Here is a 13845-nt window from a genome sequence, read left to right on the forward strand (position 1 = left end):
CCGTAGGTTCAGGGTTCGAATCCCTGGCGCCCCACCCACCTTTGACCCCATTTGCCCGGCGATTCCTCACGGTTTGGGGCCTCGGCGTCGAGGCGAAATCACGAGTGGTTGCTCGTTGGCTGCTCATGGGCACGGTCCGGGCGTGACGCCGTTTCATCAGATCGCGGTGCCAGCGCAGAACGGTATCCGGCGGGCGAGGAGCCGTAGCCGACACAGGACCTCGCGGGGCAGCGATGTCAGAAGGGCGGCGAGAAAGGCTCGGTCCTCGGGGGCGAATCTCACCCTGGTGTCGGCGCCGAGTTGCCGTTCCAGGACGGTGATCTGGTGGCGCAGGGCGAGAATCTCCGCGTCCTTGTCCCAATCGCCCATCGGCAACAACCGCAGCGCGGCGAAGGCGTTCGTGACCGCAAGGTAGGCCAGGCGAAGGAGCACGGCGGCTCATCATGCCGCACTCGGCCCCTCCGTAGTGGCCGAAGGTCGCGCCACGCCACGCGAAGCCCTGAAGGGCTATGAACTGGACGGATGGCATTATCGGCAGGCGCAGGGGTATCAGGTGCGAGAGCGCCGCCAATCACAGGCGGTCGGCTGGTTCATACCGCACCCGTGGGACCTGGCGGCTAAGGACCGCGTTCTGATGCCGAAGCACCAGCAGTTCCGCCTCTTTGGAGACGTCGCTCCATAACCGTCCACCCCACCGGATGGAGGGCCCCGCGCTGGAAGTGAATCGAGTTCTTGAGCCCCACAGGATCCCTGGGGCCCCTCACTCGGAGGGCCGGAAGGAGAAGAAATACGGAGAGCGGCTTCCTGCGACTACTAGTACGTCCCCGCAGAGGATGAGTCTGCGGAGCTGGTCGTCGGTGCGTAGTGCCGCGATAGGATTGCCGCTTCCTCGGGGCCAGACTCGCACGGTGCCGTCGTATCCGGCGGAAGCCACCCATGAACCGTCAGGGTGCATGATCAACCCGGATACTTCCTGGGAATGGCCGATGAGCACTTGATCGAGAAGGCCAGTTCTGATGTCCCAAACACGGATGCTGCCGTCATTAAAACTTGCGGCCAGTCGCGTACCAGAGAGGTCGGTGGCCAGGGAACATGGCCAGGCCTCGTCGCCGTTCTTGACGGCGAAAGTGTGGGTCAGGGACCTCGTAGTCGTATTCCACACCTGGATCTCATCGCTGATAGCGTTCGCCAGCCAGGTCCCGCCCGGGGCCGCTAGGAAGGCCATCGTACCTGTGTCGCCAGCTTTAGAATCTGTTATCGAGATAGTGGTACCGTCAGGCATGCTCCATAAGCGAATGCCGACCAATTCCTGAGCTAATGCCAATAGAGTGCCGTTGTCGTCTTTGGCGACCGCGAGCGGCCCGTATCCGCCCTCCAATTCATTCATAAGTTTACCTGTGTGCGGATCCCAGATCCGAACGGCGCCGTCAAGGCAACTGGAGGCCAACCAGCGGCCGTCCGGCGATACCGCCAATGACTCAGATTTCTTGCTGTTGCCAGTCAAGACGTGGAGTGCTGCTCCAGTGCTGGCATCCCAGACTCGTACCGTGCCGTCTTGGCCCGTGGTCGCCAGCCAGGAACTGTCGGGGGCGGCCACTATCGGACCCGCCCATCCGCGATGGCCCCTCAGCACATGTAGGCACCTGCCCGTGCCGGGGTCCCAGATGCGGACGTCGCCGTCGTCGCCGGTCGAAGCGACCCATCTGCCGTTGGCAGCGGAAATCAGGTCTCCAATCCGCCCGGAGTGTCCGATGAGCCTTTGTGGCGGAAAATTTTGATCATTTTCCCAGATATATATCTTGCCGTCGTAACCGCCTGAAGCCATCCACCTTTCGTCAAGAGAAATCGTGAGCTCTCCGGCCCAACCGCTGTGGCCGGTCAGAACATCAAGGGCGGTTCCTTTACGCAAATCCCAGATCCTAATGGTGCCATCGAATCCGGAAGAAAATAGCCTGGTGCCGTCGCGGTTCGGTACTAGCGGTTTGGCGGCACCGAAACCGGGACCGTGACCCTCCAGGGTTTGCAGACAGGCGCCACTCTGTGGGTCCCAGATTCGAATAACGCCATCGATGGAGGCGGAGGCGAGCCAAGCTCCTTGCGGGGATCTGGCCAGTGAGTCGACCATCTCTTCATGACCCGCCAAGGTGTGGAGAAGATTACCCGTATGAGGATCCCAAATGCGAATAATGCCATCACGACTGGCGGACGCCAGCCAGTCCCCGTCGGGGGAAGCCGTTAGCGCAACGACAGGATCTTCGTGCCCTTCCAATGTATGGGTGAGGGAGCCGTCGCGCGGATTCCAAATTCGTACTGTTCCTGAATGATCGCCGACTGAGAGCCATGAACCGTCAGCCGGGCCCTCCAGCGCGTGCACAATCGAAGTATGCCCGATCAGCCTATGACGCACTTTGCTCGTTTGGGGGTCGACAACCAGTACTTGGTCCTCGTTACCAAGATATGCATGCCAGACTTCGGTTTTGACGGCGATTTCCCTCACAGGGAAGTGTTTTCCTTCCGGAGCAGACACGTCAGCCAGAAGTTGGCCCTCACGGACATCCCACACGCGCGCCTTGTCATCACTCCCGACAGAGAAAATGGTATCTTCGCCAATGACGAAGAGGCTCGTGATGAAGCCAGAGTGGCCGGCTAGAACTCGTGCAAGCCGAGGGTGCGGTAGATCCGGCATCGGCGCGATTGGGAAGATATACGGTTGGGTGAGGCAGGCGGCCAGTCTTCTCCTAACCTCGGCTAACTCCAGTCGATCCGGCAGTCGAGATGCGAGGGTGGCGACCAGGGAGCCCACCGGAGCCAGTGGTCCGAGTACGTGGGCATTCTGCCGAACGACCTGACGGAGCGCCAAAGTTGTCGGATCTGCACTAAGATTGAGGTCTTCCTCCAGCCCAGCGGGACCGACGGCATTAAGCTTGCCGATCAGGTATTCCGGGTTATGTAGGCAACTTTGGAGTTCACCATCGAGTCTGGCGCCATGTAGAAAGAAAGGTAACCAAGACCAGAGATAGGTTTCACCGAGAGACAATCTCCACCACTCGGTAACCCCTTCATTCAGCGGAACCACGTGGCGATGCGCGTCAACCAGCGCCTGACACAATTCCGGAATTCTTGTTTTCTGCTGATGATATAGCCATGCACGAATAACGTCGTGAAGACGAAGCCTCGCCGGGCTTTGTCGATAATCCACGGCAAGTGCCAGATCGGTGAGTCGCTGACAAAAGCGATGAGTTTGATAAACTGCCCATCCCCCTGTGTGGTGCCAATAGTTCTCGAGGACTGAGCGGGGAATGTCAGCGTCCTCTGGGAACACTGCGAGATCGAGGTATCGTTGCTGCTCCTCCGGACTCAACCGGCTGAGGCTGACCTTCATGGTCGCTGCCACCGCAAGATGCCGCTGGCTTTCGTCCGCGATGTCCAACACCCCTGGACCATGCCGTCGAATTTGTTCGTGAACATCCTGCAGAGAATGATCGGCTGATCCACCGCCCCGCATGTCGGCACGCACAGCGCCGTTGATCAAGGCCAACAGCATCGGCCACCGTCCACATATCGCCAGCACATCGGTGACCGTACGGGCGGAGACCGAGCCAAGCCCTTCGAAAAGGACTTCACAGGCTTCGTCCGGCAGCATCGCCTCCACTGCCACGACCGGGGCCGTTGGAGGCAAGATGCTCTCTTGACGTGTTGTAATCAGGCGGACCGCTTCGGTGCCTCCGTGCAGGAACGGTTCCAGTTGGGAGCTCGACCAAACATCGTCCACGATCAGGAGGAGATGCCTGCCGTCAAGCGCGCGCCCGAGTTCAGCTCCGGCGAGTAGTGGATCCGTCAACGGGGGACGCTCACCCGTAAGCAGGTACACCGCATCATTGACTTTCCCGGCGAGGCTTGGGCCGTGGACGTCGTCTCCCAAAGAGACCCATAAGATGCCGTCGGCGAAGCGTTCGCGGATGCCCTCGTGATGAGCAAATATGCGTGCCAATGTACTTTTTCCGAATCCTCCGGATCCCCGCAGTCCGGTAATGATCGCATTGGGATCGGTATCCACGCTTACGACGGCGTCATGCAACCGCTGCATTAGCGATGGTCGAGCTACCTCTCCTCCCATGAGAGGTGGAACTGCGAAAAATGGAGTCTTTCCCCCTAGTTTTGAAGAGCTACCTTCCACATAGCCAAGCTCCTTCCTGAGCGTGTGCCGCAGCCGCCATGTTCGAGTCCGAGCGGCCTCAAGCCCAATACGGACGAGCAGAGAGAACGGTTGCATAGCGGGAGCGTCCGCGACCATAACTTCACTACGACGAAGGTGCGTTCCGGAGTGGCGGGCGAAGTCGAAGCGGGCCACTTCGGTTACCCTCAGTAGCATTTTTAACTCTTCCGGAGTAGGCACCGTACCGGCGGAATCCTTCCAACTCGCAGTGACGAGCGCGAGGAAGGTATGGAGTGCCGCGCGCTCCTCATCACTGACGGCAGCAGCCTCCAACGGGAGGATTGAAGGATGATCGGTGAAGCGCGCGCAGACCGTGCCGAGCACCCCGAAGGAACGGCTGCTTTGGTGGTCAGTCGCGATCACCAGCCGATCACGGAATGGATCGATTGGACGAATACCGCTCTGGAGCTTAAGGCCATGGCGCATGGCAGCGACGAGCTGACCAACCGCCGCACGTAGATCAGCTGTACGGAGGTCAAGGCGGCGCAATCCGCGTTTCGCTTGTACAAGAATGAGGCCGTCGTCCGATAGGGAAACTCCGACGTCGTCCATCGGAAGGCCGGTCTCACAGCCCACGGCCGTCACCCTAGTCTGAGGATTGAGCCCGAGGCCTGGCGGAACGTCCGCGACGGCGTGTGCCGCCCACCAGGCGAAGACCTCCGCCTGAAAACTCAAACCGCTGGCTGCACGTGCCCCACCTGTAGACGCTGCTGTGTCAGTGGTTGCGGAGTCGCGTGGATGCACGGAGTCAGATTACGATGCGAGGTGCTGAGAAAGGGCGGTTTCGCGTGCGAATGGGGCGCAGGCACATGCATACCCGGACGATCATCGCGAACATCCTCTTCTGCCGCGAAAACCGCAGTGTTGATGACAGCGCACGGTATTCGTACAGGCGGCTGGCTACCGCCATGACGAACATCACGGCGTCAGCATGTGCCTGGCTGGCGATTATCGGCCAGGACATTGCGCCTGCCGAAAATTCTATCCGTGCAGTTCAAGCGGCATGTGAGTACTCGTGGAAGACTCCGCCGAGCCGGTCTCGTCGGCGTATGGTCAAGTTCGCGATTCGCTCAGGATCAATGATCGGCTCCGGGACGGGACGCAGCGGGGCCGCCTGGAGAAGGGCTTGGTGGGCTCGATGCCGGTTGTAGAACTGTTCGTACTCGCACAGGGCGTGCCGCAGATGACGTTCGTTCCACAGCAGGCAGCGATCGAGAAGCTCGCGGCGGCACGACTGCACCCACCGCTCCATGACCGCGTTCATCCGCGGCATCCGGATACCGGTGAGCACGATCTGGATGCCGGCCTCGGCGAGGATCTCGTCCATGAGCGCCGGGAACTTCCCATCCCGATCGCGGATCAGATAGCGAACCCGGCAGCCGGCGTCCTCCAGATCCATCACCAGATTCCTGATGGCCTGGGCGACCCAGTTCGCGGTCGGGTGGGCGGTGGTGCCGAGTACGCGGACGCGTCTGGTGGCGTGGTCGATGACGGCCAGGATGTACTGACGCCGCCCATCAAGGGTGACGGTCTCAATGAAGTCGCACGCCAGTAGAGCTTCGGCTTGGGAGCGCAGGAAGTCGGCCCACGTGGTCGACGCCCGCTCAGGTGCCGGATCGATGCCTTCCTGTTTGAGGATCTCCCAGACCGTGGACGACGCGACCGTGATGCCGAGCGTGGTGAGCTCTCCGTGGACCCTCCTGTACCCCCCCAGGACGGGTTCTCCCGGACTAAGCGCAGGACGAGAGCGCGGATGGAACGGACCGTGGGCGGGCGCCCGCGCCGTTTCGGCACGCAGGCGCGAGCATGACGCCGTTTCATCAGATCGCGGTGCCACCGCACGACGGTATCCGGCCGGACGAGGAGCCTCAGCCGACGAAGCACGTCGCGGGGCAGCGGTGCCAGGAGAGCGGCGAGGAAGGCTCGGTCCTCGGGCGCGAACCTCACCCGGGTGTCGGCGCCGAGTTGCCGTTCGAGAACGGTGATCTGGTGACGCAGGGCGAGGATCTCGACGTCCTTATCCCGATCTCCCATCGGCAGCAACCGCAGCGCGGCGAAAGTGTTCGTGACGGCCAGGTAGGCCAGACGAAGGAGCACGACCGGTCATCCTGCCGCACTGGCTCCTCTTCAGGAATCGAAGCCTGCCTACAAGAGAAGCCCTGCAAGGCCGTGACCTGGACGGATGGAATTATCGGCAGGCGCACAGTCAGACCTGCTGCCTACCGATCAGGGAGAGCGCTCCGCCTTCCTCGCAGCGCGCCGGACGGCCATCGTGGCGGCGGTTCAGCGCCGGCTTCACACAGTGGGCTCCGGGAGTTGAACGACACGCCCACACATGAAGTACAGAAATAACCAGGACACCTTCGATAAGGTGTACATGACCTCATCGCGCTCAAGCCACGAGCCACGAGCCAACCCCAAAGCTGATTTTCCGCACCCCCAAAGCTGCGGATCATGACCTAGTTGTTCCCTTCCTTTTCTATGCCTACTACGTAGGCAGAGCGGGCCTGCAACTCTGCCCGCCACCTTGCAACGAGTTTTGCCAGGACGACGTAGAGCTCGACACCCTGCTGAACGAGCAACCGCCGCCCTTGAAAGCGCGAGATTTGTACCATGTGGACGGGTGGACCGGATTGCACATCGAGAACCTAACCCTGCAGAATTTCCAGTGCTTCGGCCCCGAATCGACCGATATCGGTATTGATGCCGAATTCACGGCCTTCATCGGCACCAATGGGGCCGGCAAGACCGCCGCCTGCCAAGCGCTGCTTCGTCTGTTCGGCGTTAGCAGTGGCGATCGAAGCGTCCGCGTCGACGACTTCCACGTGCCAGCAGGAGAGACCACTCCACCCGACAGTCGAAACCTCCGCATCGAGGCAGTGCTCGCCTTCCCTGAACTCGAAGAGAACAGCGACCTCGCCAAGAGCACAGTGCCCGAGTTCTTCCTTCGGATGGCTTCCACTGCCGATGGAACGTTCAAATGCCGCATCGTCCTCAAAGCAGTCTGGGAAGCCGACGGCACCCTCGATGGGTCTGTGACCGAAACCCTCGAAGCCGTCTTGACCCTGGACAAGGAGTACGACAGCACCGCGACCTATCCACTTTCAGCAGCCGAGCGCTCACGCATCCAGGCGATCTACGTTCCGGCGTCACGTGACGGTGCACGTCAGCTTGCCGCTTTTCTGCGCAGCCGGATCTGGCGAGCCGCCCGCTGGTCCCCTGACCTTCGCACCCTCGTCACCCAGACATCGACGACGATCACCAATCGATTCCACTCCGAACCAAGCACCAGTGTGGTGGAGGCAGCCCTGGCAAGTCGGTGGCGTGAGCTTCACGACGCCGGCATGCACGCCATTCCTCGGTTGCGTCCACTAGAGGGCGATCTGGCGGACCTGCTGCGTGACACCGAGTTGGTGTTCGAGCCGACACACACAGGCAAGCCCCGACCGGCTGACATGCTGAGCGATGGGCAACGCTCTCTACTCCATCTGGCGCTCACCGCAGCCGCACTGGACATCGAGAGCGGCCTTGCCGATGGAACGCATGCCGACGAATTCGATCTGAGCTCCATCAGACTGCCCAGTCTGACCATGGTGATGGTGGAAGAGCCAGAGAACAGCCTGTCGCCCTTCTACCTGTCACGCATCGCTCGACAGATGAGACAGCTCAGCGCTAACTCCCGGGCCCAAGCGATCATCGCCAGCCATTCCGCGGGTGCTCTGGCGCGCGTCGATCCTGAATGCATCCGCTACTTCCGGCTGGCAACGGACACCGGCATCGCCTCAGTTCGATCCATCACCCTCCCCGCCGGAGACAGCGAGGAAGGCAAATACGTACGTGAGGCGGTCAGAGCTCACCCAGAGCTCTACTTCGCCCGGTTCGTCGTCCTGGGAGAAGGCGACTCAGAACAGATCGTCATCCCTCGCATCGCCGAGGCACGGGGCATCGCGCTTGATCCGTCCTTCGTGGCTATGGTTCCGCTCGGCGGACGCCACACCAATCACTTTTGGAAGCTTCTCAACGACCTCGACATCCCGCACGCCACGCTCCTGGATCTCGACTACGGCCGTTCAGGAGGTGGCGCGGGCCGTCTGCGCGACGCCTGCACTCGGCTGCTCGAACAGGGCGTCGACCCGTTGGCTGTCCTGGAGGGATTCGGGGGCATAGCCGACCTATCCGACAAGATGACATATGAGCAGACTGAAGAAGTCGCGGCGCACCTACGTTCATTCGGCGTGTTCTTCAGCACCCCTCTCGATCTTGATCACAGCATGGTCCAGGCCTTCCCCGCTGCGTACATGACTCTGTCCGGCGCTGAACGCGGCCCCGATGCCACCGATGCGCGCAAGAGCGTGTTGGGTGTTGACCCTCCCGCCACCTCATACTGGGACTCGAAGGTCCCAGCGGAGAAAGACGACCGCGACAGGGAGTTGCGCTGGTATCGGTACTTGTTCGTGTCCCGGTCCAAGCCCAGCACTCACCTCAGCGCACTCACACGATTGACCGATGAACAGCTGAGCTACGGCCCGGATGCACTCAACGCGTTGGTCACCTACATCCAGCGAAAACTGGCCCTATGACCAGCGCCCCGAAATCCACAACCGACACCAGCGCCTGGCGTCCAGCCGGAATCGATGATCTGGAACCGGCCGCCTGGCAGGTAGTGCGCTCGACAGTATCGACCTCGGTCACTGCCGGTCCGGGCGCAGGGAAGACAGAACTTCTCGCTCAGCGAGCCGCGTATCTCCTCCAGTGCGGCGGGTGTCCATACCCCGCACGCATTCTGGCGATCTCCTATAAACGCGACGCGGCCGCCAACCTTGGTCGTCGTGTCCGTTCCCGGGTCCCTGAGCACGCGTGGCGTTTCGACTCGATGACCTTCGACGCCTTCGCCAAAAGCCTCCTGGATCGCTTCCGGCTCTCTCTGCCGACCGCGTGGGCCATGTCCGGCGACTACACGATCGAGTACGCCTCCACCGCCACGAAGGAAATCAACGCGTTCCTGGGCCGGCTGCGCTGGCAGGCACCTCCGGAGTTGCGGTCGGCGATCCAATCCATGAGTCCCAAGACCTTCCTCCCCCACGTAGTCGGCAAATGGGACTTGCCCCCCGAAATACCGCAAGCCGCTCAGGCAGATCCGATCGCATTCGCGGCTCTGGCGTGGTGGCAAGAACGATTTATTGGCGCCGCTCAGCCTCAGCTCGACTTCGTGATGATCAATCGGCTGGGTGAGCTTCTCGTACGGGCCATCCCTCGGCTGCGTCGAGCGCTACGTCTGACCTACCCCTTCCTCTTCGTCGACGAATTCCAAGACACCACACCCGCACAGCTCAGCTTCCTTCGCTCGCTCTTCGCCGATCCCGACATCGACACGAACTCTGTCGCCGAGGTATTCAACCCTCCGGCAGATGCCGTTCCTAGGCTCGGCGACAGGCCGGTCGTCACGATCGTGGGCGACCGAAAGCAGCGCATCATGGGATTCGCTGGAGCGCTTCCAAATGCCTTTGAGTCCTTCGCCGCGGACTTCGCCCCCGAAAACCACGAGCTCACCTGGAACTTCCGGTCATCGGAGCAGCTCGTGGACTTGCAACATGTTGTCGCCCGCCACCTTGACTCATCGACCGTTCGCGCCATCTCCAAAGCCCCTCACCCGCCTTGCGACGACTCCGTCAGCCTCTGGACCTTCGATGATCGTCAAAGCGAAGCGCGGACGATAGCGCAGTGGATTGCCGATGACATCGCTACATCGGGCCGGGCTGGGTCAGACTTCGCGCTTGTCGCCCGCCAGAGAGTCGGCGACATCGACCCGCTTTTCCAACCCGAGCTGGCCCGTCACGGCATCCGCTTGCGCAATGATGACGCCGCCGTGGGGACGATGAAACTCCAAGACCTTCTCAAGAATAAGGTCGCCCAGTTCATCGTGGGAGTGTTGCGCTTGGCTGCCACGCCCGCAGGACTCCCACAAATCTGGCTGGATGTCACCGCCACCATGGAACGCGTCCGCGGAGTGGCTGACGAGGAGTCATCCGCCCGCGCCGTCAGCGACGAACTCACCAACCTCATAGTCGCGCTGCGCAGCTGGCTCAACGAGCGCCCACCGACTGACGAAGTGCTGTCCGACGCCGTTGATCGAGTGGTAGACGCCGTCGGATTCGACGCGTTGAGCCGTTACAGCCGGGAGGAGAAACTCCCAGACATCATCAAATCCGTCCGAGCCCGGCTTGAGCAGGTAGTGCTCCCTGGGCTGCGGTGGCCAGCCCTCCTGGAGGAGTACGAGGCCGCCGATGCTGTCAGCCTACTGACCGTTCACCGTAGTAAGGGCCTGGAGTATCACACGGTGTTCTTTCTGGGCCTGGAAGACGAGCAATGGTGGGCGCACGCTCAAGACATGCAGGGCTCGACATCGACCTTCTTCGTAGGGCTTTCGCGGGCAGCCCAACGTCTGATCTTCACCAACGCATCCCCCACGGCGCGCACAGGTGGAATCGCCGACTTGTACGCATTGCTTGACCAGGCAGGTGTCACCGAACGCATGATCACCTCCGAGGAATACCTTGTAGGTTAGACATAAGCGGATTGATAAATCGTTCAAGGCATGATTGGTGCCCAGAGAATTCTGGCACATCGGGTGGACCTACGAGCATCGGGAAATTTGACACAGAACCACACGGCGAGAGTGCGTAATCGTGTTTGGGTAAAACGTGTCCGGGTAGCCGATGGTTGCTCGGCGGTTGCTCATTGGTACGCGATACGGGACGGCATTGCCCACCACACGAGGACACTTTGACAGTGGAAAATCCGGACGGTCTAATAGAAATAGACAGCCTGCGGCATTGGATGACAGTAAAGCAACGGACTTTTAATCCGTAGGTTCAGGGTTCGAATCCCTGGCACCCCACCACCTTTGACCCCATTTGATCTGCGATTCGTCCCGCTATGGGCACTCTGCGCCTGCCGAAAATGTCATCCATGCAGTTCGAGCGGTATGTGAGTATTCGCGGAGGACTCCGCCGAGCCGGTCTCGCCGGCGTATGTTCAAGTCGGCGATGCGCTCTGGATCAGTGATCGGATCCGGGACTGTGCGCAGCAGGGCGGCTTCGGCCAGTGCTTGATGGGCTCGGCGCCGGGTGTAAAACGTTCGTACTCGCGGAGGGCTTGCCGCAGGTGGCGTTCGTTCCAGAGCAGGCAGCGGTCGAGAAGCTCGCGACGGCAGGACTGCCCCGCCGTTCCATGATCGCGTTCATTCGTGACGTCCGGATTCGGGTGAGCATGGTCCTGAATGCCGACCTCCGCGAGGATCTCGTCCATGAACGCCGGGACCTTCCCATCCCGCTCGCGGATCCGGCAGCCGGCGTCCTCCAGATCCATCATCAGGTTCTTGACGACTTGTACGAGCCAGCTCGCGGTCGGGTGCGCGGTGGTGCCGAGAGTGGCAGAGACGCCCGCTCGTGGCCGGATCAACGCCTTCCTGCTTGAGGTGCCGGCGTACATTGTGGACAAGATCACAAAAGATGACCCCAGACGCCCCCAGACCAGCCGCTCAACGCCCTGCGCACCCGATCCACACCAAGGGGATTCGACGCCGGAGATGATTCGTGTTCTCGAAGCCCTACACGAACATGGACGCGTAAACTCCAGGTGAGAGGAAGGAGTGACGATGAGCGCAACGTACGGCATGTCGCCTCCTGTTCGTTCGGATGACGCGCACCCGTTGCGGACTATCCGGGAGATCCGCGCGTCCTTGCCCGGCGACCAGCTCGTCCACTTCGACGCCGAGCTCGCCGAGACCGATATTGCCGAGCTGGAATCGATGCTCACCCGCTGGGCCACGCTCGCCAACGACGGCTTCGAGGAGTTCCTCCTCTCGGCTCCGTTCGAGGACCTGGACTTCGGGGGCCGCTCCTACGATGAGCGGCCGGAGAGCGAGTGATCTACCTCCTCGACACCAACGTGGTAGCCGAGCTCACGACCAGGCCGAAACCTGATCCGAACGTCATCGCCTGGTTCCGGGCGATCCCCACGCCGAATCTTTACCTGAGCGTCCTCACCGTCGCCGAGATCGAAGCAGGTGTCGCAGCCGTTGCTGATCCTGTGCGCAGGGCGCGGTACGGCCAGGCGCTGGCCCAGATCCGAATCGACTATCAGGGCCGGATCGCCTTGATCGGCGAACGGGAGGCAGGGGCGTATCTGGCCATCCATAAGACGCTCAAGCGCGCCGGGACAAGCATCGACCCGCCCGACGCCCTGATCGGCGCGACCGCCGTGGCCAACAACTGGACGCTGGCCACCCGCAACACCAAACACCTGGCCCGAACAGGTGCCCGCGTGGAGAATCCGTGGGAGGACCGTTCGGCGTAGAAATTCAGGGTCAAGAGCGCGCTTTTAATCCGTTCGAGACCGGCCGCTGGTTCACCCCGCGTGTCGACCGGTTTGCCCAGGCCACTGTCCGCACCAACAAGTACACCGTCCGGCGACCATGCGGCACTTCGCGCTGACCGCAGGTCTGTTCCGCGGACCAGACCCTAGGCAATCGAGGCATGCCCGTTCCGCCGCTGGACGGGAGATCGGGCCGCGAAGGACGCCCCGGTTCTCGTCAGAAGGCGTACGGCCCGAACCGCCCCCAGGCCACCACCGCGGCCAGGATCAGCAGCACCAAGTTCAGCGCCAGATACGGGAACTCCCCGCGCCGCGCGTGCACCACCATCGCGCCGACCATCATGAGCACCAGCCCGGTCGCGGCGAGCGGCACCAGGATCGGGGCGATGCCGGTCACCGCCGGGAGTATCAGTCCGATCGCGGCCAGCACCTCAATGACGCCGAGCGCCTTGATCGCGGGCGGCGGCCAGCCCTCGTACAAGCCCAGGCCGGAGGCGATCAGCTGCTCCCGCGATCGCAGCAGCTTCGTCGCGCCGGAGAACAGGAACGCGGCCGCGAGCAGCCCAACAATGACCCAGAGGACGACGTTCATGATTCACCCTGCCGTAGATTTAGTTAAACGGTGAAGTGAAACATAGACCCTTATGACTTCAACGCGCAAGTGATCAACACTTGCGCGTTGAAGTTATACTCGATGACGTGACCGACGAACCCCGCTGGCTGGACTCCGCCGAGGAGCAGACCTGGATCACCCTGGTCGCCATGCTGTTCCGACTGCCGGCCGCCCTCGACGCGCAGCTGCAACGCGACGCCGGACTCAGCCACTTCGAGTACCTGATCCTCGCCAGCCTGTCCGAGGCCCCGGAGCGCACGCTGCGGATGAGCGTCCTGGCTCTGCTCTCCGAGGGCTCGCTCCCCCGCCTCTCGCAGGCCGTCGGCCGCCTGGAGAAGCGCGGCTGGGTGCGCCGCACGCCCGACCCGACCGACGGCCGTTACACGCTCGCGATCCTCACCGACGACGGCTTCGACAAGATCGTCGCGACCGCGCCCGGCCACGTCGCCGAGGTTCGCCGCCTGGTCTTCGACCCGATGACCAAGGCACAGCCGAAACAACTGCGCGAGATCGGCGCCCGGGTACTGCGCGCCGTAGACCCGAACGGCCCGCGCCCCGGAACCCACCCCTTCTGACCAACGCCTTGGAGCACCACATCGGAACGAAAGCCGGCGACCACATCCGGTTCGTCTGCGGCCGC

General features: G+C 62.0%; 10 protein-coding genes. 5 read left to right on the plus strand and 5 right to left on the minus strand.

What is annotated here, in order from left to right; all coding sequences use genetic code 11:
• Window positions 1-156: 156 nt before the first annotated feature.
• From Aple_RS32920 to Aple_RS32930, 3 genes are all read right to left on the minus strand, one after another.
• Window positions 157-432 carry a hypothetical protein gene (locus Aple_RS32920; protein WP_218038607.1) on the minus strand — a complete coding sequence of 92 codons (276 nt, stop codon included), beginning with the start codon at window positions 430-432 and terminating at the stop codon, window positions 157-159.
• Between the two features lie 328 nt (window positions 433-760).
• Window positions 761-4768, minus strand: coding sequence for an NB-ARC domain-containing protein (locus Aple_RS32925; protein ID WP_155348626.1), 4008 nt, complete (start codon window positions 4766-4768; stop codon window positions 761-763).
• 442 nt (window positions 4769-5210) lie between these two features.
• On the minus strand, window positions 5211-6053 hold the full coding sequence (locus Aple_RS32930; protein WP_218038608.1) for an integrase core domain-containing protein: 843 nt from the start codon (window positions 6051-6053) through the stop codon (window positions 5211-5213).
• A gap of 796 nt (window positions 6054-6849) precedes the next feature.
• On the opposite strand from Aple_RS32930, the gene Aple_RS32935 reads away from it, so the two are divergent.
• Both Aple_RS32935 and Aple_RS32940 read left to right on the plus strand, forming a co-directional pair.
• The gene (locus Aple_RS32935) at window positions 6850-8796 is read left to right on the plus strand and encodes an ATP-dependent nuclease (protein WP_155348627.1); all 1947 of its coding nucleotides are present in this window, start codon (window positions 6850-6852) and stop codon (window positions 8794-8796) included.
• On the plus strand, window positions 8793-10781 hold the full coding sequence (locus Aple_RS32940; RefSeq protein ID WP_155348628.1) for a UvrD-helicase domain-containing protein: 1989 nt from the start codon (window positions 8793-8795) through the stop codon (window positions 10779-10781). Before Aple_RS32935 ends, Aple_RS32940 begins: the two co-directional genes overlap by 4 nt.
• Window positions 10782-11251: 470 nt before the next feature.
• On the opposite strand, the gene Aple_RS53710 is transcribed toward Aple_RS32940, so the two are convergent.
• Window positions 11252-11677 (minus strand): hypothetical protein, encoded by a 426-nt coding sequence (locus tag Aple_RS53710; RefSeq protein WP_218038609.1) that lies wholly within the window; start codon window positions 11675-11677, stop codon window positions 11252-11254.
• A 196-nt stretch (window positions 11678-11873) separates the two neighbouring features.
• Here Aple_RS53710 and Aple_RS32950 point away from each other — a divergent pair, with 196 nt between their 5' ends.
• The gene (locus tag Aple_RS32950) at window positions 11874-12146 is read left to right on the plus strand and encodes a hypothetical protein (RefSeq protein ID WP_218038610.1); all 273 of its coding nucleotides are present in this window, start codon (window positions 11874-11876) and stop codon (window positions 12144-12146) included.
• Entirely contained in the window at window positions 12143-12574 is a 432-nt protein-coding gene (locus Aple_RS32955) for a type II toxin-antitoxin system VapC family toxin (RefSeq protein ID WP_155348629.1), read from the plus strand. The genes Aple_RS32950 and Aple_RS32955 overlap by 4 nt, the downstream gene beginning before the upstream one ends.
• 235 nt (window positions 12575-12809) lie before the next feature.
• Here Aple_RS32955 and Aple_RS32960 read toward each other — a convergent pair whose 3' ends face one another.
• A complete protein-coding gene (locus tag Aple_RS32960; protein ID WP_155348630.1) occupies window positions 12810-13184 on the minus strand; it encodes a DoxX family protein in 375 nt (124 codons plus the stop codon).
• A 107-nt stretch (window positions 13185-13291) separates the two neighbouring features.
• Between Aple_RS32960 and Aple_RS32965 the strand changes: the two genes are divergently transcribed.
• Window positions 13292-13780 (plus strand): MarR family winged helix-turn-helix transcriptional regulator, encoded by a 489-nt coding sequence (locus Aple_RS32965; RefSeq protein WP_246264945.1) that lies wholly within the window; start codon window positions 13292-13294, stop codon window positions 13778-13780.
• The last annotated feature ends 65 nt before the right edge of the window (window positions 13781-13845 follow it).

Origin of the sequence: Acrocarpospora pleiomorpha (genome assembly GCF_009687885.1) — a bacterium.
GTDB lineage: Bacteria > Actinomycetota > Actinomycetes > Streptosporangiales > Streptosporangiaceae > Acrocarpospora > Acrocarpospora pleiomorpha.